Genomic DNA, 24397 nt, shown 5'->3' on the forward strand with positions numbered 1-24397 from the left:
CGGAATTCACCTTGTCTATTCGTCTGCGTATAACGCTTCAACTTCTTATGTTGATTGTAGGCTCTGACCATTACATTGCCAAGAGCTTTGCCCGACTCGTCCCTTACCATTCCCGAAAGGGTGGTTTGGGCAGAGAGAGGCAAGGCTATTAGCAATGCAAGGACAACCATCCCAATATGCTTGATGAAACTCATGCTAAAACTTTTGTTTTTATTAAACTGCCTTGCTGCTATTCCTTTTCCAAAGGATTATAAAAAAGTTTTCTCTTCGGAATAGGCATCGTTTTGCCATTCATATCTTTAGGAGCCAAAGGAGAATTCTTCCAAGACTTCGCAGGATTGGACTTATAATCCGCCAAAGCCTTGTTAAAGTGCTCACGAGTTGTCTTGAAATATTCTGTGTCTCTGACAATTATTGGCGAACTTGATTTGCGAACAGAAATCGCAGAAAAAGTATGCTCTTTATCTTCTGTTTCCGCCGCAAGAATTAACCCTGGCAATCCATTTAGCTTCCAAGGTCCTACACTTTTAGGTATATCACAATACCAAGCTATCCAATTACGTCCACGGAAAGTAGCTGTTGCTTGATGACATAAATAGCCACATATTTCTTTCGTACTATCGGATAAAGCCCAATCTATATGAGGAACCTCCTCATGATACATAAATTTATCTATTGAGACCTGACCATAATAAGATAATTTATTCGCATTTACATTTTCTAGCAAGAATTCTTTAAAGTCGGGACTATACTTATTGTAGAAATCAAAAAATTCTCCAAGAGTCATTTGTTGCTTGCCAACAAGAGCAGAGTCCAATCTATATGAGCCATAACTTTCATATTTAAAAATTGAATCACCTAATTCTAAGATAGCATGATACTCTCTCATATCACCTAAGCTATGGTCGATGACGCGATAGTTGTAGATACATTCTATAATACTAGAATCAACTATTTTTTTCGTACCTAGCTTTGCAGGCTCATTTGCCAAAGGTCCAGATATAGTTTGAGCATTTGTCAATAACGGAAATACACAAAAACACAAAAATACAATTATTTTATCCATAAGCAAACCTCTATTTTACATTATTTATACGTGCTTCAGCATGAGCACCTTTTCTTTCTCCGCAATAAGTTTCGTTCAAATCTTCTATATAGTCAACGAATTCCTCTGATTTAGAGAAAAACTCAAGTGCTACTGTCATGATTTGTTTTCCACAAGACGTAGTTACAACTGTTCCAACATGCTCAGCAGCATTAGCCACAACTCCCATCAGCGCAAAGGCTGACATTAAAAACAATTTCTTCATAATCTCAATTTTTTAGTTGTTGTTTGTTTTAATTTCCGCTGCAAAAGTACAAAATTGTAGGGAAAGACGCAAGAACATTATTAATTTACTTTTTACCTATTTTTTACCATTCACCAAATACACTAAAAATGAAAAGGTTATGAGTATTTTATCTAAATTTTACCATGCCAAAAATTATGGGATATGTAGCACATACTCATCAAATTCCTTGGGCTTTCCTACCTTTCCACACAGCTTTTTCAACATAGTTTTCCTGCTTTTTGAGATTGCTGCATCAGATAGATTTAAAAGTCTTGCCATTAAGGATGCAGGAATTCCGAGTCTGATCAGTAAGCAGATTCGATAATCTCTATCGCTGACTCGGTTCTTCAACATAGGAATAAAGTTAGGAATTAGTTCCTCTACCGTATCAGCCAATTCCGTCCAATCCTCCTCAGTCATTTCTTCCAAAGGATGCGCTTCTATACATTGGATTTTTTTGTAAATGGAAGAATTCTTTAAAACTAAATAAGCATCGGACATCGAAGATAATGAGTATCTGTTTTGTATATCATGTATCTCTGACACTAATTTACTGATTGCATTTTCTTTCTCTGTTATAATTTGAGCCAGTTTTTTGTCTTTTTCTGCTACAAGTTGAGCTTTTTCTTCCTGTAACCTTTTAAGTTTAAGCAAGCAGTCCTCATACACCAGCTTTGAAGCTGCTATTCTCTTTTTCTTGAGAGCTAACTGCTTTCTATAAACATAAGAAAGGAACAAGAACAATACGACACAAGCAAAAACTATCATATAGTTCATTTGTCTGCTTCGCTTTGCTTTCAGCTCCGCCCTTCTTGCTATTTCTTGATTTCTGCCATAATCGTACATGGCTTTAACTTGCTGTAACTGAGTTTTTCTGGCTCCTATCAAGTCAGAGTCATTATACTCAGAACTTTGCAAGGCATACTTCATAGCCATTGCCGGTTGATTAACCTTTGCATAATACTGAGCCAAAGCTTTTGTTGTAGTAGCTTTGACGCTATATGATTTACACAACTTTAAGCTTAGGGATAGATTGGCATAAGCTGAGTCTAACTTATTTACAAACAGATAATAACTCCCTTTTAGGCATAATACATAAGCCTTAGAATCTTCATATTCCAAATTCCCCTCATACCCTGTAGAAAAGTATGCTTCAAAAGCCTTTTTCGCTTTAATTGTGTCTTGCTTTTCTAAATAATAGCCAAAATTGCAGCCTAAGGCTATCATAGCATTATAGTCATCTCCTATTTGCTTAAACAGACTTGCAGCATGTAAGTTTATTGCAATAACAGAATCTGTATTTCCTAAATAGTAATATGCACTGCCTCGGTTTTGGTAATTCACAATGGCATTGAATGTATCCTTTGCCAAATAGGCATACTTCTCCGCCTTACCAAAAGCATCTAACAATTGATAAGGTAAATATTGCTTACTAAAGAGAAAACCCATCTGGCTGTATACTCTATAAAGCGTGCCATAGTCACAATCTGCGGCAGTGGTATCGGCTTGCTCCGTCGCTTTATTATAATACTCCAATGCCATTGGTGCCTCATGCATATCCCGGTACACGCAGCCCAAGACATAGTTGGCAAGCATCCGCTCGTTAGCCGAACCATGATGGTCATAATAATCCACCACTTCCTTCATCACGCTATCAGATGTGAACGTGATGCAAGCCTTGTTCATCGCCTTATGACGCAACAACTCATAGCGCATCTTTTGCGCTTGGGAAAACTCTGGTAGTTTGGACTTTACCCCATCAAGCATCCGGATGGCAACCGTTGCTGAGTCGTCATTAACATTCATGATGCTATCTGCCCGTTGCATCAGATCATCATACTTCCTGTTTCCTGCACAAGATGAAAGAAGCATGATGATTAACAATAAAAATATGACCTTTTCTTTCATTCCTCTCTTTTTTTGCAAAAGTACGAAAAAATAAAGAAACTACAAAATAATGTCTCTATAAAATAACTATCACAAACCACACATCAGCCGAAAGACGCCCGCACAACGGCTGTTATGCAAGCGCACATCAGGTGATGTGCAAGCGCACAACAGCTGATGTGCGGTCTTAGATACTATATTTCCCAACAATTTCTACTGTCTTTTCCAACAACTTCTATCGTATATATAGAAGTCTTTTACTAGGTTCTTCCGTTAAATGCGAAGATGCTTACCATGTAAGACGTATAGCTTTAACGGAAGAACCTTTTTAAAAAACGTGTACTCTTTTTTAATGGATAATAATGAGTTTGGCAAACTCCCAGACAACAATGCCAGCAGTAACGCTGACATTCAGGGAATGCTTTGTACCAAACTGAGGAATTTCCAGACAGCCATCACTCATATCTACGATGTTCTGCTTTACGCCTTTTACTTCATTTCCAAAAATAACAGCGTAACCCTTCTCTTCTTCAGTGTGGGCTTCCGGCAAGTTCTGAAGCTTGGTAGAACCTTCTACCTGCTCAATACTATATACAAAGTAGCCTTTTTGCTTCAACTTCTCTACAGCTTCTTCTGTAGTCTTGAAGTATTCCCAATCCACACTGTCTTCGCCTCCCAGAGCCGTCTTATGGATTTCGGCATTAGGAGGAGTAGCGGTAATACCACAAAGATACACCGCTTCAACTCTGAAGGCATCGCAAGAGCGAAAGACACTTCCTACATTATATAAGGATCGCACATCATCGAGAACAACAACCAAAGGAAGTTTTTCAGCTTCCTTGAATTCCTCCAGGGTGAGGCGATTCATCTCTATCGTTCTTAATTTACGCATTGCCTTCTGCTTCTTTTGTTTTGTAAGCCAAGGCGTACATACGTATCTGCTTAATCATCGCCAGAAGACCATTACTGCGAGTAGGACTCAAATGATCCTTCAAACCAATCTTCTCTACGAAATAGAGATCAGCATCCATAATCTCTGTTGGAGTATGACCGCTCAACACGCGAATCAGGAGAGCGATGATGCCCTTCACGATAAGCGCATCACTATCGGCAGTAAAGACGAGCTTACCATCTACATAGTCACACTGCAACCAAACACGACTCTGACAACCGTCGATAAGGTTCTGCTCGTTCTTATATTTCTCTTCGAGAGGAGCCAGTTCATTGCCCAAATCAATGAGCATCTGATACTTGTCCATCCAGTCGGTAAAATCCTGGAACTCCTCAACTACTTCATCCTGCAAATCATTAATTGTTGCCATTATTTTATTTCTTTAATTTCGTTTACTGTAATCAACTTATAGAGCTTATCGTTAGGGCGAACCTTGCCTGGCACAGGAACGGAAACTCTCCAACCCTGCTGCGCTGTTTCCACTGGCTTCAGGTCGTAACGGATTTCATCGGCATTGAGATACATCACGCCGGTAGTATTACCCGTAATGAGAAGCTTCTCACCCTTATCAAAGGTTGAAGCCTCTACGGCAACCTCTGCCACGCCCAACTTAGAGAAATATTTCATCACCTTACCCACAAGCACCTTCTTCTCTGTAGCCACAGAACCATAATGCTTATTCCACTCACCGAGAGTCTGACCCTGATAATAACCATCCCAGAAACCACGGTTGAATACGGTGGCAAGTTTTTCGTCCCAGGCATCCTTCTTCTCTTCTGTAAAGGTGCCGTCAAGAACTGCAGCTATCGCTTCCTTATAGCATTTCACTACAGTATATACATATTCAGGACCACGGGCACGACCCTCAATCTTGAAGACGCGAACACCAGCATCCATCATGCGGTCGATGAAGCGGATGGTCTTCAGGTCCTTAGGACTCATCACATACTTGTTGTCGATTTCCAACTGGTTACCGGTCTCATTATCAGTAACGGTATAACTGCGACGGCAGATTTGCACACACTCACCACGGTTGGCAGAACGATTGGCATTGGCAAGACTCATGTAGCACTTACCGGAAACCGCCATGCACAAAGCACCATGACAGAACATTTCGATACGAATCTGCTTGCCCATCGGACCGCAGATATTCTGCTTCTCAATCTGCTCATGGATGTGCTTCACCTGATCCATGTTTAATTCACGTGCCAATACAGATACATCTGCGAAACGTGCATAAAACTTCAAAGCCTCTGTATTAGAGATGTTTAACTGTGTGGATAAATGAACTTCCTCACCTACCTCATTACAATAGCTCATCACAGCCACGTCACTGGCGATTACTGCAGAAATGCCAGCCTCCTTGGCAGCATCAATGATTTCTTTCATCGTCTCAATGTCGTCATCATAGATTACCGTATTAACGGTAAGATAAGTCTTGATGCCATGCTCATTGCAGGTAGCAGCAATCTCACGCAAATCGTCAATAGTAAAATGATTGGCAGAGTGAGAACGCATGTTCAACTTACCGATTCCGAAATAAACAGAGTCGGCTCCAGCTTGAATGGCAGCAGCAAGGGATTCGCGAGATCCTACTGGCGCCATTACTTCAAATTCGTTTATCTTTGTATTCATGAATGCAATTTTTCTATTTGTGGGTGCAAAGTTACGCCAAAATAAAGACAATACAAAATTATTCAAGATTTATTTTATATTATAGGTGGCATTATGAAATCTTAACGCAAGAAATCAAGTTCTAGCTTACTCTAAATCAAATAATAATTGTATCTTTGCTGCCCAGATTACTTATAACAAATAAGTAGATCAACATAGAAGATTATACACCTATATTATATATAAAGAGGTATGAAGAAAATTATTATAGCATTTTTAGCAATAGTACTGATTGCAAGTTGTAACTACAAGAGAGATTCTGATCATCAACAGTCAGAGTATCAAATAGACAACCTGCCCGCATCAGTCAAGCTGATCCATACAACCCCTATCAAAGATCAGGGTGAAAGCGAACTCTGCTGGGCGTATGGCATGCTTGCAACCATCGAAAGCGAGCACATCATGAAGGGCGACTCTGTTAATCTGTCCGTTGCCTACGTGGCACGCATGATGCTTCAGGAACAGGCACTGGAATATTACTTTGCTCAGGGAAAGAAAGATATCAGCCTTCGTGGCACCGCTTCCATGCTTATACATTATATAGATAAGTATGGAGCCCAACCATACGACAGTTACGAAGATCCCAAGCATGTAAACTATAAGGTGCTCTGCCGAAAGGTACAGAAGCTATGCGACAGTGCCATCTCCCAAAAGACGGGTATCGACAAACTCAAGGAAGATTTAAACAATCTCTTTGATGCAGAAATAGGATACATGCCCGCCAAGGCTGTCCACATGCTAGGTGCCGAATACACCCCACAGGAGTTTGCCCACAGCGTATGCTATCCGGAAGAATACGTATCGCTCACCAGTTTCTCCCATCATCCTTTCAGGGAATACTTCGCACTTGAGGTTCCAGACAACAGAATGCACGATGCCTTTCTCAACCTCCCTCTTGACGAGATGATGCTCCACATCCAAAAAGCAGTAGAAAAGGGTCACCCTGTCTGCTGGGAAGGCGACATCAGCGAACCAGGTTTCCAAACACCAAAGAAGAACTATGTAGATGTTCGACCAGCGGAGCGACCTGTAACACAATTGTCACGTCAGAAGGAGTTTGAACAACTCCGCACTACCGATGATCACGTGATGGAAATCATAGGTTCTTTCGTTGAAGGCAAGCAGCGCTATTACGTCTGCCGCAATTCATGGGGTAAGAAATGGGGAAACAAGGGACTCATCTACCTCTCGGAAGACTATATCAAGCTAAAGACCATAGCCGTCTACATGAGTGAAGATGCCTTCCTTTATGATAAAGTTTAAGATAGGTACGATAATACTTGATATAAGTCAAATATCTGCTTCATAACGCTTGTGTACGCACACACATAGTTGATTTACATCAAAAAAGGGGGCTTTTTTAGCATTTTCCGCATAAAAGATTTGGCTGGTTGGCAAAATCGTCGTACCTTTGCATCGTCAATAAGACAAAAAGGTTATTAGGTTTTTAGGTTAAGATTGTTAGTTGTTTATAGGTTATTAGTTAAAAGGTAAAAAAAAGATTGTTTATTCAAGGACGACAAAAGAAAATTTGTTTAGGTTATTAGGTTTTTAGGTTTAAGATTGTTAGTTGTTTAGTTTTTTTAGGTTATTAGTTTTAAGGTAAAGAAAAAAGATTGTTTATTCAAGGACGACAGGATAGTTTTTCAGTAGGTTAGGCGTAACTTAAGGTAAAAAAGAAAAACGTATCGGATAACAAAAGATGAAGCCTGTGAGCAGTAAAATGACTGCTTCGGGCAACACAACGGAGGGGACTTGTGAAAGCAAACCTCCTTGAGTTATGAAAAAATTGGGAATATAGCATTAATGGTGCGCAATTTCGAGGACTCTCGAGGTTGCGCACTTTATTTTTATTGAAAATATCTTCGATTTTATTTTGTATTACCAATGAAAAGTCGTAATTTTGCAAAAGATTAATAAAGGCATTGAGAATATGGCAAGACATCCTTTGTGGAACGAAGATTACTGGCTGTTACTGTTACAGTTGTACCAGAAAAAGCCAATGGGCGTAAAACCTCTCTATTCGAAAGGAATGGTTGACTTGAGCCTGGAGCTCCACATTCAACCAGAATATCTGCATGAGCAGATGTTCAAACTGAGAATGGTTGCTCCGCACATCAAGCGATTATGGGATAAATACGCCGATAATCCACGCAAACTGGCTCACGATATAGCTCTCGTCAGAAAGATGAGGGGATGTGGCAATGCGCAAGCTTTCTTCGAAGGAGTGGCTTTGAAAGAATCATTCGAGAAAGATTGGGAACCGCTAGAAGCAGAACCTTCACTCACTCCGGTGAAGCTGATCATTATTCTTGATCTCTATTTCCAGCTTACCCCCATCACCATGGTACCAGAAACCCCTGAGATTATAGACCTCGCCAAGTTTATCAAAACAACGCCGGAGATAATTGCAGAGGTGATGAGCGTATTCCGGTTCTGCGACCCTTATCTCAACAGAGAGAAAGAACCCGCAAGCCCACTCCTGGAACCATGCAGCGATATTTGGCAAAAATACGGTAATGGAAATCCGGATAAACTGTATCAGTTTGCCAATGAACTGAAAGAATATTTTAAGAACAAGTAATATACTATCAAATTATAGCTTAACTCAAAAAAGAAAAAAAAATGGCTCAGAAACTCATTCAGACACAGGCACAAAAGCTGCAACAGCTTCAAAAGCTCACCGCACAGCAGATACTGCAGGTGAAGCTCTTGGAAATGCCTCTCACCGAACTGGAGGAAAGCGTAAATGCCGAACTGGACGATAATCCTGCATTGGAGAGTGAGAATCCAGACGATATGCTGAACGAAAGCTACGATGGAGAGACTCCGATGGATACTGATACAGAAAACTATAATGACGACAGCAACGAAGAGGCTGCCTACGAGGCTCAATCGGAAAAAGAAGAAAGAAAAGATGAACTGGACCAGGCTTTGGAAAGCATAGGAAGAGACGACCAGATGCCTGATTATAATACAGATAGATACAGCAATCAGGACAATGCTGACTATGAAGAAATGGTGTATGGCGATACTACCTCCTTCTACGATAAGCTGAAGGAGCAGATGGATATGCACATACTCTCTGATAAGGAAAAGGAGATTATGGAATACCTCATCGGTTCGCTCGATGATGACGGTCTGCTACGCAAAGACCTAGACAGCATCTGCGATGAGCTTGCCATCTATCACAACATAGACGTAACGGAGAAGGAGATTGAGCATGTGCTCCACATCCTCCAGACCTTCGACCCTGCAGGTGTTGGTGGCAGAAGCCTTCAGGAATGTCTCCTGCTGCAAGTCAAGAGATTGCCAAGAGGCGTTCTCCACAAGACGATGGAAGAAGTTTTCACCGACTATTTCGAAGAATTCACCAAGAAACATTGGGATAAGATCAAGGCGGGACTCGAATTAAACGATACCCAGGTAGAAACCCTGAAGGAGGAAATCAGAAAGCTGAATCCTAAACCTGGTGCTTCAATGGGCGAAACGGAAGGCAGAAACATGCAGCAAATCACTCCCGACTTTATCATCGACACCAATGATGACGGTTCTATCACGTTCACCCTCAACCGCGGAAACGTTCCCGAGCTCACCGTGTCTCCATCATTTACTGATATGATAGACACCTACAAAAAGCACAAGGAAAAAATGAGCCGCCAAGACAAGGAGGCGCTGCTCTATGCCAAGGAAAAAGTAGACAAGGCTCAGGGATTTATCGAAGCTATCAAGCAACGTCGGCACACGCTCATCGTCACGATGAAAGCCATCATTGACATTCAGCGCCAGTTTTTCATGGATGGAGACGAAGCCGACCTGAAACCGATGATTCTCAAAGACATAGCAGACCGTACAGGTTTGGACATCAGTACCATATCACGTGTCAGCAACGTAAAATATGCACAGACCAAATGGGGAATATTCCCACTCAAATTCTTCTTTGGCGACAGCTATGTAACGGAAAACGGAGAGGAGATGGCTACCCGCAAAATCAAGCTGGCCCTGCAGGAGCTGATCAATAAGGAGGATAAGAAAAAACCACTAAGCGATGAAGCCCTTGCCAAGGCGCTCAAAGAGAAAGGTTTTCCTATTGCACGACGCACGGTTGCCAAATACAGAGAGCAGTTCGGCATCCCGGTTGCACGACTCAGGAAATAAGGAAAGATACGTTAGAGTTATGAAATATTAGAGTTATGAAAGAGAAAAATATCATATTGGCAGCTCAGATTATGAGTATGATCTTCACCCCGTTCTATCTTCCGCTGGTAGGACTCACCGTGCTGTTCATATTCAGCTACATGGCATTATTGCCCATGGCTTATAAATTGACGATGCTTGCCTTTGTGTATCTGTTTACGGTTGTTACTCCATCCCTCCTGATACATCTATATCGCAGAGTACAGGGATGGACAGCCAAGGAATTAGGCAAGAAGGAGCGTCGTATCGTGCCATACATCATCTCCATCGTGTGCTATTTCTGCTGTTTCTTCTGGATGGAATACCGCAATACGCCACGTGTCATCAGCATCATCGTGGTTGTAGCGATGGCAATACAGATGATTTGTGCCATCATCAATGTCTGGTGGAAAATCAGTACACATACTGCAGCCATCGGTGGCGTGGCAGGCACATTGGTATCCTATTCCATGGCGTTTTCCTTCAACCCGCTGTGGTGGCTCTGCTTAGTCTTGATTCTGGCAGGAGCAGTAGGAACAGCCAGAATGATTCTGCGACAACATACGCTATCTCAGGTGGTTATGGGATTTCTGATAGGAATCGTCTGTGCTATTATGATTATCTAGCATCAGTATCAGAAAGCACATTCTGCAAAGAAAAAAGTTTATAATTATAAATAAATAAGAAGAAATGAAACCATTAGTAAGCATTATCATGGGCAGTACAAGCGATCTGCCTGTTATGGAAAAAGCATGTAAGTGGTTGAACGACAACCAGATTCCTTTCGAGGTGAATGCCCTCTCTGCTCATCGCACTCCAGATGCAGTAGAATCATTCGCCAAGGGAGCTAAGGAGCGTGGCGTAAAGGTAATCATCGCCGCTGCCGGTATGGCTGCCGCCCTTCCTGGTGTCATCGCAGCATCTACCCCACTGCCAGTTATCGGTGTGCCTATCAAGGGTATGCTCGATGGTCTTGATGCCATGCTCAGCATCATTCAGATGCCTCCTGGCATTCCTGTGGCTACTGTTGGTGTGAATGCGGCTCAGAACGCTGCCATCCTCGCTGCCGAGATGATTGCCCTTGCCGATGAGGAAGTGGCTCAGAAGGTAGAGGCTTGGAAGGCGGGTCTCGGTGCCAAGATTGAGAAGGCTAACAAGGATTTGGCTGAGGTGAAATACGACTTCAAGTGTAATTAATCTAATATGCCCCATTCTTTGGGGCATATTCTATTCTTATACATTATGGTAGATTTATTCAATTATACCCGCCGCGCCTCTTCTGTGGCACATATCGGAGACCTCGACCTGGGTGGCGATAATCCTATCCGCATCCAGTCGATGACCACCACCAACACCAATGATACAGAGGCTTGCGTTCAACAGGTTGAGGAGATTATCAAGGCTGGTGGCGAGCTGGTGCGCTTCACCACTCAGGGTTCCCGCGAGGCAGAGAATATGAAAAACATCAATGCCGGCATCCGTGCCGACGGCTATCAGACTCCGCTCGTAGCCGATGTTCACTTCAATCCTAACGTTGCCGACGTGGCTGCTCTCTATTGTGAGAAAGTACGCATAAATCCAGGCAACTACGTGGATCCTGCCCGCAAGTTCATCAAGCAGGAATATACTGATGAAGAGTATGCTCACGAACTCAAGAAGATTGAGGAACGCTTCGTGCCTTTCCTCAACATCTGCAAGGAGAACCATACAGCCATCCGCATCGGCGTGAACCACGGTTCCCTCTCCGACCGCATCCGCAACCGCTATGGCGATACGCCAGAGGGCATCGTAGAGAGCTGCCTCGAATTCCTGCGCATCTGCAAGAAGGAAAATTTCTACGATGTGGTTATCAGCATCAAGTCATCCAATACCGTTGTGATGGTCCGCTCCATGCGCCTCCTGGTAGAAGAAATGGAGAAGGAAGGCATGAACTACCCACTCCACCTCGGCGTAACCGAAGCTGGCGAAGGCGAGGATGGAAGAATCAAGAGTGCCGTAGGCATCGGTGCCCTGCTGGCTGACGGTATCGGCGATACCGTTCGTGTAAGCCTCAGCGAGGAGCCTGCTGCAGAGATTCCGGTGGCTCGACACCTGGTAGATTACATCGGCAAGAAACAGGGTCATCTGCTGATTCCTGCCGCAGCTTATCCTGGCTTCGACTGGCTGCGCCCAACCCGCCGCGAAACCGTGGCAGTAGGCAATATCGGCGGCAACAACGTTCCGGTGGTTATCAGCAACCGAATCAACGGCGAGAGCACCGTTTGTGAGAACAAGGATGCTACGCCTGATTATATCTATATAGGCGGCAAGATGCCTAAGCAGTTTGTGCCAGGTCAGAGCTACATCGTAGATTACAATGTTTACGAGACGCTGAACAGCAAGCCTGAGACCACCGGTGCCAAGCTCTACCCTATCTTCCCAGCCATGGCAATGCCGCTCATCGCCAGCATCAAGGCCGACGTCAAGTTCCTCACCCTGCAGTTTGGTACTCCAGCCGAGGAATACATCGCCTGCCTGAAGGCTCATCCAGAGGTGGTGGTTATCTGCGTCAGCAATCATCAGAATCGCCTGGGCGACCAGCGTGCATTGGTTCACGAGATGATGAATGCCGGCTTGAAGAACCCTGTGGTTTTCGCCGAGATGTACCAGCACAGCAAGGAGGAGAAGAGCGACTTCCAGCTGGAGGCTGCTGCCGATATGGGAGCCCTGATGATTGATGGTCTTACCGATGGAATCTGGCTGATGAACGATGGTGACATCCCTGCCCTGACAGTAGATGAAACCGCTTTCGGCATTCTCCAGGCAGCCCGTCTGCGCACCAGCAAGACCGAGTATATCAGTTGTCCTGGTTGCGGCAGAACCCTCTACGACCTTCGTGAGACCATCGCTAAGATCAAAGAGGCAACCAAGCATCTCAAGGGCTTGAAGATTGGCATCATGGGCTGCATCGTGAATGGTCCAGGCGAAATGGCGGATGCCGATTACGGCTACGTAGGTGCCGGTCCTAACCGTGTAAGCCTCTACCGCAAGCAGGTTTGCGTAGAAAAGAACATTCCACAGGAGGTGGCAGTAGAGCATCTGCTCGCCCTCATCGACTCGGATAAGGAAGGATAATAAAGAGAAAATCATAAAAAACAGAAAGGTCAAACTTGTGAGGTAAGACACGAGTTTGACCTTTTTGTTTTATTTTGTAACAAAAGCAACAACAGATTTCTTTAGTTTAATCACCAATTTGTTTTCACTAAAAGAAAGAACTGTTGCAAAGAAAAAATGTTATCTTTAAGTTAATAAGAGAAGAATATCGCTATTATCACAGAAAAAGTTGTATCTTTGCACAAGATTTAATAACCAACATAAAAGAGATTCTTATGAGTGATTTTTTTAAACCATTAAGTAGCAGAAGCCCCAAGTGTTGGTGGATTGTTGCTATTTTAGTTATAGACGGATGGGTAGCGCAGATTTCTGCGACTACATGCACTGCAGTTGCTAGCATTATCGCAATAGCCGCATTGCTATTGCTACTTTCTCTGTTAGTATATTGTCTGTATTTCAAGATTTTTTAAATGGAAAAGAATAAGAAAAAGTCTCTCTTTCAACACCTTTGCCATGCAAAATGTCCAGAGTGTGGAGAGCAAGTGCCATTCAGTACCGTAAAAAAATACTTTCTGCACGGCACGTCTTACTATACGACCTGCCCTCATTGTGGTCTGCAAATTCATCCTGCAAAAGAGCCAGTCAAGACATATACATGTTTTTGTTTGGGCGGCATGTCTATCATGATTCCAATGTATTCGTATTGGTACTTCGTAGCATGGGATTTCATTCCAGCCTTACTTTTCGCTCTTCCATTTGTTATAGCGATGGTTACTATCGTTGCTATTTTAATTATACGAAATATAAAATTTTCAAGTTAATAAAGAGCATCAGGATCTTCATCTAGGGTAAGGATATATTTGGGATATTGACCATTAATCTGCTGAAGCGAGGCTAGCTCTCGCTTCAGAGTAGCCTCGTCCCTAACTGTAGCTGCCGTAAGTTGGACGTACCTCCGATGCCTTCCACATACTCCCTGAATGACAAAGGAAGGTAAGCATACTTTGCTGCCAGAGTTCACTATGTTATCTTTAAGTTAATCATCCCTTCATTGCTTTGCCGTTTCAAATAAAAAATGTATCTTTGCAATCGAAACATTGAAAACGAAATACGATTATGGCTGATACTAAGTTACTCCTGGTTGAGGATGATGAAAACCTCGCCTATATGGAGAAAAGCTGCTTCGAGGATATCATCGGAGGATATGAAGTGAAAACCGCCGTTAACGGCAAGGAAGGACTGAAGGCGTGGAGAGACTTTCAGCCCGATGTCATCGTATCGGATATCGACATGCCTATCATGGACGGCATCGAAATGGTGAAGAACATCCGAGAGGTGGATGGAGATACCATCATTATTTTTACCACCGGCCTCACCGCACCCAAGGATTTGAAGGCAGGTTATGCCGCCGGAGCCAACAACTATATCAAGAAGCCTTTCATTCCCGAAGAGCTTGATGCCCACATACATAGCCTCATCCAGCTGAAAGCCGGAAAGCGCAGCGAGAATGCCAGCTGCCAGATCAAGCTGGGAAGATATACACTGGATGCCAACCACGCCACCCTGAAAGATACACAGGAAGGCAGCGAGAAGATGCTTACCGCACGAGAGGCTAAAATCCTCGAACTGCTGGCGGTAAACAAGAACGAGGTGGTGCGCCGGGAAGCCGTACTGAGCCGTTTCTGGGGCGTGGAAGACAAGGATTACTTCGCTTCCAGAAGCCTGGATGTATTCATCAAAAAAATCCGCACGGCACTGGAAGACGAGCCTGCCGTAGAACTGAAAACCATCAGAGGAGTGGGATTCAAGCTCATCGCAGAATAAACATCCCCCACCCCCTCATAACATCATGCGAGAATTAATTAGAAGAAAGAAAAAACAGAAAAGACATTCATTATGCTGAAAGCGATATTATACTACATACTGTTCCTGGCAGAATATCTCATCACCATCTTCCTGGGAGGATTCCTGGTGGGACTCTACATGGCAATGAACATGCATTCGGGCTCCCACAGCCAGCAGATAGGAGCCCTGAAGGAATCAATCTATCCGTTTATAATAGTCATCGGATTTCTGGGCATACTCATCGTATGGTTCACCTTCGGACATTACAAATTCTCCAGGTTCTCGCTTGGAAAGGTGATTCCTGCCGCCAAATGGAAGGCGATGACCATTTGCATCATGCCGATTCTGGGCTTCACCATGGTCTTCTATTCCATCATGAACCTCTTCCATCTCGACTTCCTTCCCAAGCAGATGATGGATATTAGCTATCTCGGCTTCCTGCCTTTTAATATCAACGGATCGTTTATATCTGCCTACATCTTCTTCGGCGCCATTCAGGAGGAACTGATCCGCTGCGGCAAGAAGAGTTGGGTGCAGCTTCTCACCCTCTCGATCATGATGCTGCCAGCCAGCATGATGTCGGTAACATCTAGTGGTGACATCAATGTAGATTTGACCGTGCTCGGTTTTATCTCCCTCTGCTATTGCTGCTGGATATACAGCAAGACGCGCAGCACCATCATTCTCATCGTGCTCTATTTCGTATCCAATCTGGTTCCCTTCCAGTTTGAATCGAAAGTGCTCGGCATATTGCTCCTGATAGCCGGCACAGCCTTAACTATAGGTGGATTCGCTGCCCTGAGCAGGAAACTGCCTGAAATGCTTGTGAAAGATGAAGACTAATAGAGCCAAGGCACTCAGCACCACGGCTCTGATTGCCGTGCTCTGCATGCAGCTGTTCTGGATGTGGAACTCTTTCGAGATGACCGTTCACCAGATGGGATTTGAAACGCCCTGGAACCTGGCACCGGATGTCAGGGCACAGGCTTTGCTCGCTGCCTTCTACGAAAGCAAGTTCACGGTTTTCACCTCACTCCTTACCACGGTGGTGATCATCCTGAGCCTCATCGACCAGATCAACTACATCGATGAGCAGGAAAGGGTGCGACTGCTGCGCGAGGACTTCTCCTATGCAATGGTTCACGACATGAAGTCGCCACTCACCTCCATCATCATGGGAACCAAGTATCTGCACAGCGGCGTACTGGAGAAGAAGCCGGAAATGAAAGAGAAATATTTCTGCATCGTAGAAGACGAGGCGCAGCATCTGCTTGCCCTCATCAACCGCCTGCTCACCATCTCGAAACTGGAACACGGCAAGCTGCATATTCAGAAAGCGGAAGTAGATTTGGAAACGATGATAGAGGATGTGGTGGATAAATACAAGGCGAAATCAACGAAACCGATCCATATCATCACCCAGTTTGGAGCCACCTCTGCCCTAGCCGACGAGGAATATCTGAAGGAAGCGATCAGCAATCTGGTGGATAACGCCACCAAGTACTCGAAGGAGGAAATCAACATTGAGATTTCCACCCTGGAGGATGACAGAAACGTTTATATCAAGGTTTTTGATGAGGGTATCGGCATAGCCAAAAGCGAGCTGAAGACCATCTTCAACCGCTTTGAGCGCGCCGCAGAGCACGAAAAGGATGCCCGCAAGACTCGTGGCGGCTTCGGCATCGGTCTGAACTACGTGCTACAGGTAATCAACGCCCATGGCGGCAAGATAAGCGTAAAGAGCGAGAAAGACAAATGGTCGGAGTTCACCATCTCGCTGCCGAAATAATCTGTACCATAAGCATTTACTGAATTATGAATTTTACGTAACGAAGATTTCATAATGTCCGAAACAAAGATACATATTTGAAATCCGCAAGTTTTTGGGGGAAATAATGAAAATAACATTAAAAAAAGAAACTTTATGAGAAAACTCTTCTCTGTTACAAAACTATTTCGTATATTTGCAGCACAAATATAAACCGCCATTTATATAAACGAGGATTTACATTATGAAGTTTTACGATAGAGATAAAGAACTTGCAATCTTGCAAGCCAATGAGCAGCAGTCGTTTGAGAGTGCTGTGTTTACAGTTCTGATGGGGCGCAGAAGAATAGGCAAGACTTCACTCATCACAAAGTTTTTAGAGAAAAAGGAGTATGCCTACCTCTTTGTCTCCAAAGACTCGGAGGCTCTATTGTGCCAAAATTTCCAAAGAGACCTGGAGCAGCAGATAGGACTTACCATCTATGGTGAGGTTTCCAAGTTCAAGGACCTGTTCGAAGTGATCATGAAGGAAGCCCAAAAGCGACACCTCACCATCGTGATGGATGAATTTCAGACACTCTATAAGATTAATCCATCTATCTTTGGAGATATACAGAATATCTGGGACCGATATAAGCGAGAGGCAAAAATCAATTTCATTGTATCGGGCAGTATCCAGACTTTAATGAAGCGAATCTTCGAGGATGAATCGGAACCGCTCTACGGGCGTCCTACATCCAAGTTTACCCTCCGTCCTTTCACCATTGAGGTGATGAAGCAGATTCTGCAAGATGTAAACCCAAACTATCTGCCAGAGGATTTACTCTGTCTATATGCCATTACCGGTGGCGTGGCAAAGTATATAGAATTGCTCATAGATGCCAAATGCTACACCAGAAAAAAGATGCTCGACTATGTCTGCCGACAGGATTCCTACTTCCTTACCGAGGGTAAGGATCTTCTGAACCAGGAATTCAGTGGAGATTTCACCACCTATTTCTCCATCTTGCAAGTCATCGCCAACGGCAAGACCAAGCGTAGCGAGATAGATAGCGTATTACATAAAGACATGGGCACATATCTCCAGAATCTGGAAAGCAGATATGAACTCATCAACCGGATGAAGCCACTACTGGCTAAGAAAAACGGAAAAGTTACGGCATACGAAATCCATGATAACTTCCTGCGCTTCTGGTTCCGGTTCATCTATCCATATCAGTCGCTGATAGAGCGCAATCTGTTCTCTCTCCTGCGCAGCAACATCGAAAACAATTACGAAGGCTTCACAGGCAGAACCCTGGAACGTTATTTCCTGGATAAATTCATGGAAACAGAGCAATTTACGCAAATAGGAAACTGGTGGGACCGAAAAGGAGAGAACGAAATAGATCTCATCGCCATCAACGAGTTCACCCATACCGGCTTGATTGCAGAAATCAAACGCAATGTTCATAAGCTCAGTATGAGTAAGCTACAAGAGAAGATAGCCATATTGCCCAAAAAGGACTTTGGAGAATATGAGTTTGAGACGATAGGACTTTCACTGCAAGACATGTAATCTATGAAGCGGGCACATGATGAGATTGCCCTCATCATCACGAAGATGCATACCACTGCCCTGGCAGTATCTGAAGTATCTGCACTCGGCACACTCACCCTTCCGCATCCATTCACGGTTACGGTAAGGAAGGAAACGGTGCTGCCAGATATCCATGAAATCATCCTGGTAGATATTGCCCTGATGATAGTTGGAACGGATGCTGGCACAGGCTGAAATGGAGCCATCTACCAAGACCGAACCAACGGTTACGCCTGCATGACAACCATAGAAAGTATTGCGGATATCGCCTTCGAAGTTGCCCATGAATCCCTCGCAACCATAGCTGCACGCTATCCTACCCTCTTTTCGGGTCTGCTTGATAAACTCCAGGATGCCTTTGTATTCTTCCGCAGCTAGATGCATATCAGGATCTGAAGCAGCTCTGCCTACAGGAAATACGGCAACAACTCGCCAGTTTTTCACCCCTTTATCTATCAGAAACTGCCTGATGGCGTCAAGATGGGGATAATTGCGGCGATTGACGCAGGTAAGGATACCAAACTTGATTTCGGGATGCGAAACCAGAAGGTCGATAGCTTGCGAAACCATCTCGAAACTATGCTTGTTGCCCCGCATCCAGTTGTGCTCATCGCCCAATCCATCCATGCTGATGGTCATGGTATGGAGTCCTGCATTCAGTAAGTCATTGAATTTCTGAGAAGTAAGATAGAGTGCGTTGGTTACCATTCCCCATGGAAAGCCCTTCTTGTAAATGGCAGCTCCACATTGGGTGATGTCCTCACGCATCAAGGGTTCTCCCCCCGTTACGATGACGAATACCTGATGAGGATCCGTATGTTGGCTGATGTTATCTAGCACCCGCAGGAAATCCTGAAGGGGCATATCGGTTATTCCTGCTTTTACCTTGCAATCGCTTCCGCAATGGCGGCAATGCAGGTTGCAGCGCAGGGTACATTCCCAGAAAAGCTGGCGCAGCGGATGCTCCTCTACTATATGCTGATACCCCTTGCGCCAAATCTCCAAAGCGAGTCTTCGGCGCAAGGATAAGGGTTCTATCTTCGTCATACTGAATTATCTTATTTAATCTAGAGGGAATTAGTGAAAACACAGAAGCTGAAGGCTTCCCATGAGCAGGCAAAGCCCAGAGAGTTTTTTGCCGTTTTACACATTTTTAAGAGCCACTTTCCATCCATTTCTAAAAAAAAGCAATACCTTTGCTGCTGAACAAGATATTCAAACATAAAATAAATAGGAATTATGGACTTAAAAGGAATCTACACAGCCGATGCCAATCGCTATGGCGATGCAGAGGCACTTTACAAGAGATGCGGTAAGAGCGGAGTCTTGCTGCCTAAGGTTAGTCTGGGATTCTGGCACAACTTCGGAGGAGTGGATCCTTACGCAAGAAGCCGTGCCATCACCCATTATGCCTTCGACCACGGAATCACCCACTTCGACCTTGCCAACAACTATGGTCCTCCATACGGAAGTGCCGAGGAAACCATGGGCAGACTGATGAAGGATGATTTCCAGTCTTATCGCGACGAACTCTTCATCTCTACCAAGGCGGGATACGATATGTGGGAAGGTCCTTACGGCAACTGGGGCTCTCGCAAGTATCTGATGGCGAGCCTCGACCAGAGTCTCAAGCGCATGAATCTGGACTATGTAGACCTCTTCTACAGTCATCGCTACGACCCGAATACCCCACTCGAGGAAACCCTCCAGGCTATGGTAGACATCGTGAAGCAGGGCAAGGCACTCTATCTCGGCATTAGCCGATGGCCACTGGAAGCCCTGAAGTTTGCCGATAAATATCTCAAGGAGCGCGACTGTCCGCTGCTCATCTTCCAGGACCGACTCAACATGCTCGACCGTGCGCCACAGGAGAACGGAACCCTCGACTACTGTCACGAGAACGGTATCGGATTCATCTCGTTCTCGCCTCTGGCACAAGGTCTCCTCACCGACCGCTATCTCAACGGCATCCCATCGGATAGCCGTATGGCAAAGGAGCATTTCCTGAAGCACAGCGCCCTGACACCGGAGTTGCTGGAGCAGCTGAAGCAATGGAATCAGGAAGCTGGGGAACGAGGCGAGACCCTTGCCGAGATGGCGCTAGCCTGGATATTGCAGCAGAAAGGCGTTACCAGCGTATTGGTAGGTGCCAGTTCAACAGCCCAGCTGGAAAAGAACATGAAGTGTGTTCATGCCAAGGCTTTTTAATATTGGATTAACCAAATCATTTCTCTGTTATTTTGCCAAATCGTAGTATTTTTACATAGATTTGGCAGAATAACAGCTCACTATTTTGCCAAATCGTGGTATTTTAATAGAGCATGCCAAACATCCATAACGGAATAATGTTTCCATAACCAGTCTCAATATCGTCCTTTACTACATATCCATTTTCTATGTTCTGCAGCTTATTTTGCTTTTTCTTTTTTCCTCCAACCTCGAATGTATATTTCCCGTCTATCAGGAAATCAGATATAGGTGATACTGTTACTGGCATGAATGAGCGTGTCTGATTGAAAAAGAAAGTTTCTCTCACAGTTCCTATCTCAACACTCTTTCCTGCAAGAGTATAGATGAGCGTTGGATTATCCAGATAAATCTTATCTACCTTTCCTAGTCCTTGAATACCACCAGTTGAAGTGCGGAGCTGCCCAATAAGTCCGGCTTTCTCCAAGTAGGCGCAAAGGTCGGCAACATTGTTTCTAGAAACTTCCAACTGCCCTCCTATCTGACTCATATTAGGCTTGAATGGTGCACTCTGAGCAATGATGGCAAGTAGCCTTTTGAGTTTTCTTGCTGTTGAAACCGTAAGGTCAGCATATTGCGGAATATCGGTTTCTATCGTTGCATTGACCACTTGCTGAATATACATTCTGATGTCGCCATCAGAAAAAGGATAATATCCTCGTTGCAGATAGTCTGCGAAGTGTTCTAATGGCAAGAAGCCAGTCGGTATATTGACTTCCTGCTGCATGAGCTGTTCTAAAGTACATACCGGAAAGTGGATTCCATGAAAGAGTTCCAGATATTCCCGGTATGATAGACCTTGCATCTCGTACATAAGTGCACGACGACTCAGGTCAAATGCTCCCTTAGCTATGTCGAGAACAGATGATCCGGTAAACATTACATGAAGTTCGGAATGGTAGTCGTATATTAATTTCAACTCTCTTGCCCAATCCTTGTATTTATGAATTTCATCAATGAAAAGATACTTTCCGCCCATCTTTGCAAATGAATCTGCCAGTTCGGTGAGCCTATGACTGGCAAAATAAAAATCTTCTGCCTGTACATAGAGTGAGTCTTTTCTTGGTAGTTGTTCTTTGATGTGTTGAAGCACCAAAGTTGTTTTACCTACACCTCTTGGTCCCATCAGACCTATCATACGAGCATCCCAATTGATGCGATTATACATATAGCGATGAAACGTAGTACTCGTTTCTCTCAGCAATTTGTCGAATGTTGCTTGTAATTGTTCCATTTTATGCCCGATTATGTTGTTCTTTGGCTGCAAATATACGAATAAATAGCGAAAGTGCACTGGGCTTAGTGCACTTTTTAACGAAAATTGCACTGAATAGAGTGCAATTTTCTAATATTACATTATAATTGCCAAAAACTAGCAGATAATCGGCGCTTACTTCTCTACCAGCACATTCTGGTCCTCATAGCTGTCGAACCCCAGACTGATGTCGGCACCTCTTTTCTTGAAAACCTCCAGAAGAGCTTCCTGCATCTCAGGGTCGAGGAGAAACTCGCCATTCTTTGCCTTGTAGAAACGGCGCTGGCTGAATGGGGTGTATACGTTCAGATATCTGGCATTGCCCGATGGGATGGAATCGCAGAGACGGGTGAAACCTCTTGCCCAGCGCTGATGTTCGTATACGAGATGATAAGGACAGCCTTCTCCCTCTACCTGGAGAAGATCGGTATTCAAAATGATGAAGGAAGCTTCTTCGGCTTTTGCCTTCTGATAGTTGGCGTAGCGGGCACAAGTGTTGCTACGGCTACATGATGCCAATGGGCATGTAATGTTGTAAGGAATGTATTTGTTCATTTTTGCGTGATATTTTAAAAGTTATTGTATAGTCTATTATATAAATAGGTATGGAAGGGTACTTACGAGGTGCCGGAAAGCCTCCCGGAAGTCGTCATGATAGTCCTGACGAGTTGAAAAGAGCCTCATTCCACTTTTTGCCTGACTATGGCACAATATTGCCCTCTACTGGGGCAACTTTTTGCCATTGCCGGGCGCAAAGTAATACGTCGGGAGAAAAATTTCGGGAGATCTACCACAACCATTCGGAATATGCTCTCCGACTGCAGAAAACGTGGTTTTGCCCGTGAAAAACCTTACTCTCGATTTTACTCTTCACTCTTCACAGACTCGCCTGAAATCCCGATAAACACAGGGGTTGTGAGAGGTGAAGAGTGGTCATCCACTCTTCACAACTCTTCACCACTCTTCACAGCGGAGCCGCTTACGCTTACCCTTCTGTAGGAATAAGGCTCCTCACTGTTTATTCTCAAGCCGAGAGAGCGAGGAGCTGATAGGCCTGTCCGTTTCTGGTATGCTTGCTCTTGCATCCCATAAACTTGAGAGCCTGACCTATTTTAATCTTCGTACTCAAATTTCCTACCAGCATAGGATACTGCAGATGAAGCACCTTGAATACCTCGGAGCTTACCATCCATTTGCCCTCCTCTTCCTCTTCCGGCATTCGGAAACAGTAGTTGATCATGGTCTCCAGATCATCTACCTTGAAGAAAGGCAGGTTGCACTCCTGAATGCGTGCCACCTCATCATTGGTGAACCAATAAGGGGTCTTCTTATCACGAAGCTCATACATCATTTGTGCATAGAGCTGGTCATAATTGATGGCTGAATTATTGTCAATAAACTCCCCGTCGGGAACCCGAAGACAGAGGTAGCGGCGACTTCCCGTCGGGTCGCAGAGCGGATGCTCATCATTGGTGGTTGCCAGAAATGAGGCGTATCTTCTGCGGTCAGCCTGACTCTTGCCGAAGATAGGACGACCATTCACCTTTACCTTCGAGAGGGTCTGCTTCAACTTGCCCTGCTGGGCAACGGTGATGTTGGCAAGCTCATCAACATTCACTATAAGATTGTGGGTGAGAGCCATTTCTGAATCAAACTTGTTGCCGAAGTTGATGTGGTCGAGGAAATACTGTCGAAGTTCCTCGGGCAGCAGTCGGACGGCAAAGGTACTTTTTCCGCAACCCTGCTGTCCGATAATCACCGGTACGGTTTCATTGCCATGCAGCATATCCATCTGCAGCCAATGGGCTACTGCCGAACGGAACCAGGTGGCGCACCAGGCAAGCTGTTCGCTGGTCAATCCCGGAATTCTGCCGAAAAGAGCAGCCACATGGTTCTTGCCATCCCATTTCGGCAACTTGTTCATGTATTCCCGGATAGGGTCGAAAACGGGAACAGCATCCGACTTGATGTACTCCTCGATGTCCTGTCTTGGCGACTTCTGCTCGCCGATTCCCAATTTCTTGGCGCGGCGTACGATGGAGTTGAAAGCCTCGGCTGTAAGAACCTGCCAGGTTTTCTTCTCTGGGTTCTCCTCCTTCTTTTGAGTCACTTCTTTTTTCTCCAACTCCTTCTCCCCGGAAATCTCCTTTATTTCGGAGTTCTCCTTCTCTTCGGAATTTTCCGGTTCCTCTTCTTCCAGTTCCTTTACTGGTTTGATGCAGATGAACTCGGTCTTTCCGTTCAAAACATTTCTCCGGAAGAGATAAGACTCCTCCAGAAAGCTCTCTACCTGGTAGATTGCCAGTTGATTACCTGTCATCATAGATGACTTAAAATTTCTTTTTTCTTCCATAATTCATGGCTTTTAAAATTATTAATAATGATGTGATTCGCCCTCAAAAAAGATGGGGTGAAGAGTGGTGAAGAGTGGTGAAGAGTAGGCTACCACTCTTCACGCATCTAAACAACTGTATATTAGCTGTTTATAATACATTTGTGAAGAGTGAAGAGTGTTTTTGAAAATAGCTTTCTATCCACCCGCAGCCTGAAACTTCCATCCAGTCTTCTCAACTCCGGGTGCAAAGATAAT

22 protein-coding genes are annotated in these 24397 nt (G+C 44.4%); 12 read left to right on the forward strand and 10 right to left on the reverse strand.

From position 1 onward, the window contains the following. Positions 1 to 229 precede the first annotated feature (229 nt). The 6 genes from ACQRBJ_RS09905 to ACQRBJ_RS09930 all read right to left on the reverse strand — a co-directional run bounded on the left by ACQRBJ_RS09905 (position 230) and on the right by ACQRBJ_RS09930 (position 5805). A complete protein-coding gene (locus ACQRBJ_RS09905; protein WP_445303515.1) occupies positions 230 to 1066 on the reverse strand; it encodes a GLPGLI family protein in 837 nt (278 codons plus the stop codon). 10 nt (positions 1067 to 1076) lie between these two features. Then, positions 1077 to 1310 (reverse strand): hypothetical protein, encoded by a 234-nt coding sequence (locus ACQRBJ_RS09910; RefSeq protein WP_294970643.1) that lies wholly within the window; start codon positions 1308 to 1310, stop codon positions 1077 to 1079. A 174-nt stretch (positions 1311 to 1484) separates the two neighbouring features. After that, positions 1485 to 3239 (reverse strand): hypothetical protein, encoded by a 1755-nt coding sequence (locus ACQRBJ_RS09915; protein WP_445303516.1) that lies wholly within the window; start codon positions 3237 to 3239, stop codon positions 1485 to 1487. 328 nt (positions 3240 to 3567) lie between these two features. Next, the gene (locus ACQRBJ_RS09920) at positions 3568 to 4110 is read right to left on the reverse strand and encodes an RNA methyltransferase (protein ID WP_217760034.1); all 543 of its coding nucleotides are present in this window, start codon (positions 4108 to 4110) and stop codon (positions 3568 to 3570) included. Beyond that, a complete protein-coding gene (locus ACQRBJ_RS09925; RefSeq protein ID WP_153124805.1) occupies positions 4103 to 4540 on the reverse strand; it encodes a SufE family protein in 438 nt (145 codons plus the stop codon). The genes ACQRBJ_RS09920 and ACQRBJ_RS09925 overlap by 8 nt, the downstream gene beginning before the upstream one ends. Beyond that, complete coding sequence (locus ACQRBJ_RS09930; protein WP_153124807.1) at positions 4540 to 5805, reverse strand: peptidase U32 family protein; 1266 nt, start codon at positions 5803 to 5805, stop codon at positions 4540 to 4542. The genes ACQRBJ_RS09925 and ACQRBJ_RS09930 overlap by 1 nt, the downstream gene beginning before the upstream one ends. A gap of 231 nt (positions 5806 to 6036) precedes the next feature. On the opposite strand from ACQRBJ_RS09930, the gene ACQRBJ_RS09935 reads away from it, so the two are divergent. The 11 genes from ACQRBJ_RS09935 (at position 6037) to ACQRBJ_RS09985 (ending at position 18284) form a co-directional block, all read left to right on the forward strand. Next, positions 6037 to 7107, forward strand: coding sequence for a C1 family peptidase (locus ACQRBJ_RS09935; protein ID WP_295348301.1), 1071 nt, complete (start codon positions 6037 to 6039; stop codon positions 7105 to 7107). 670 nt (positions 7108 to 7777) lie between these two features. Continuing rightward, positions 7778 to 8428, forward strand: coding sequence for a hypothetical protein (locus ACQRBJ_RS09940; RefSeq protein ID WP_441933750.1), 651 nt, complete (start codon positions 7778 to 7780; stop codon positions 8426 to 8428). A gap of 41 nt (positions 8429 to 8469) precedes the next feature. Next, positions 8470 to 10002: an RNA polymerase factor sigma-54 gene (gene rpoN / locus ACQRBJ_RS09945; protein WP_445303517.1), complete on the forward strand. Its 1533-nt coding sequence runs from the start codon at positions 8470 to 8472 to the stop codon at positions 10000 to 10002. A 35-nt stretch (positions 10003 to 10037) separates the two neighbouring features. After that, the gene (locus ACQRBJ_RS09950) at positions 10038 to 10646 is read left to right on the forward strand and encodes a phosphatase PAP2 family protein (RefSeq protein ID WP_294968979.1); all 609 of its coding nucleotides are present in this window, start codon (positions 10038 to 10040) and stop codon (positions 10644 to 10646) included. Between the two features lie 64 nt (positions 10647 to 10710). After that, positions 10711 to 11217 (forward strand): 5-(carboxyamino)imidazole ribonucleotide mutase, encoded by a 507-nt coding sequence (gene purE / locus ACQRBJ_RS09955; protein ID WP_006848250.1) that lies wholly within the window; start codon positions 10711 to 10713, stop codon positions 11215 to 11217. 45 nt (positions 11218 to 11262) lie between these two features. Beyond that, entirely contained in the window at positions 11263 to 13134 is a 1872-nt protein-coding gene (locus ACQRBJ_RS09960) for a 4-hydroxy-3-methylbut-2-en-1-yl diphosphate synthase (RefSeq protein WP_445303518.1), read from the forward strand. A 449-nt stretch (positions 13135 to 13583) separates the two neighbouring features. Continuing rightward, a complete protein-coding gene (locus tag ACQRBJ_RS09965; RefSeq protein ID WP_294968985.1) occupies positions 13584 to 13934 on the forward strand; it encodes a hypothetical protein in 351 nt (116 codons plus the stop codon). 295 nt (positions 13935 to 14229) lie between these two features. Continuing rightward, entirely contained in the window at positions 14230 to 14937 is a 708-nt protein-coding gene (locus ACQRBJ_RS09970; RefSeq protein WP_445303519.1) for a response regulator transcription factor, read from the forward strand. A 72-nt stretch (positions 14938 to 15009) separates the two neighbouring features. Continuing rightward, positions 15010 to 15801 (forward strand): hypothetical protein, encoded by a 792-nt coding sequence (locus ACQRBJ_RS09975; protein WP_445303520.1) that lies wholly within the window; start codon positions 15010 to 15012, stop codon positions 15799 to 15801. Further along, complete coding sequence (locus tag ACQRBJ_RS09980; protein ID WP_445303521.1) at positions 15791 to 16747, forward strand: sensor histidine kinase; 957 nt, start codon at positions 15791 to 15793, stop codon at positions 16745 to 16747. The genes ACQRBJ_RS09975 and ACQRBJ_RS09980 overlap by 11 nt, the downstream gene beginning before the upstream one ends. Before the next feature lie 223 nt (positions 16748 to 16970). After that, positions 16971 to 18284 (forward strand): ATP-binding protein, encoded by a 1314-nt coding sequence (locus ACQRBJ_RS09985; protein WP_445303522.1) that lies wholly within the window; start codon positions 16971 to 16973, stop codon positions 18282 to 18284. Here ACQRBJ_RS09985 and ACQRBJ_RS09990 read toward each other — a convergent pair. Then, positions 18267 to 19352 carry a TIGR04133 family radical SAM/SPASM protein gene (locus tag ACQRBJ_RS09990; protein WP_445303523.1) on the reverse strand — a complete coding sequence of 362 codons (1086 nt, stop codon included), beginning with the start codon at positions 19350 to 19352 and terminating at the stop codon, positions 18267 to 18269. The genes ACQRBJ_RS09985 and ACQRBJ_RS09990 overlap by 18 nt on opposite strands. Positions 19353 to 19544: 192 nt before the next feature. Here ACQRBJ_RS09990 and ACQRBJ_RS09995 point away from each other — a divergent pair, with 192 nt between their 5' ends. Then, positions 19545 to 20513 (forward strand): aldo/keto reductase, encoded by a 969-nt coding sequence (locus ACQRBJ_RS09995; protein ID WP_445303524.1) that lies wholly within the window; start codon positions 19545 to 19547, stop codon positions 20511 to 20513. Between the two features lie 103 nt (positions 20514 to 20616). On the opposite strand, the gene ACQRBJ_RS10000 is transcribed toward ACQRBJ_RS09995, so the two are convergent. The 3 genes from ACQRBJ_RS10000 to ACQRBJ_RS10010 all read right to left on the reverse strand — a co-directional run bounded on the left by ACQRBJ_RS10000 (position 20617) and on the right by ACQRBJ_RS10010 (position 24160). Continuing rightward, positions 20617 to 21786 carry an ATP-binding protein gene (locus ACQRBJ_RS10000; RefSeq protein WP_445303525.1) on the reverse strand — a complete coding sequence of 390 codons (1170 nt, stop codon included), beginning with the start codon at positions 21784 to 21786 and terminating at the stop codon, positions 20617 to 20619. A 156-nt stretch (positions 21787 to 21942) separates the two neighbouring features. After that, positions 21943 to 22362 (reverse strand): DUF6078 family protein, encoded by a 420-nt coding sequence (locus ACQRBJ_RS10005; RefSeq protein WP_294969015.1) that lies wholly within the window; start codon positions 22360 to 22362, stop codon positions 21943 to 21945. Between the two features lie 469 nt (positions 22363 to 22831). Further along, positions 22832 to 24160 carry a VapE domain-containing protein gene (locus ACQRBJ_RS10010; RefSeq protein ID WP_445303526.1) on the reverse strand — a complete coding sequence of 443 codons (1329 nt, stop codon included), beginning with the start codon at positions 24158 to 24160 and terminating at the stop codon, positions 22832 to 22834. Positions 24161 to 24397 lie beyond the last annotated feature (237 nt).

Origin of the sequence: Prevotella sp. SGI.167, from assembly GCF_050313615.1 — a bacterium.
Lineage (GTDB): Bacteria > Bacteroidota > Bacteroidia > Bacteroidales > Bacteroidaceae > Prevotella.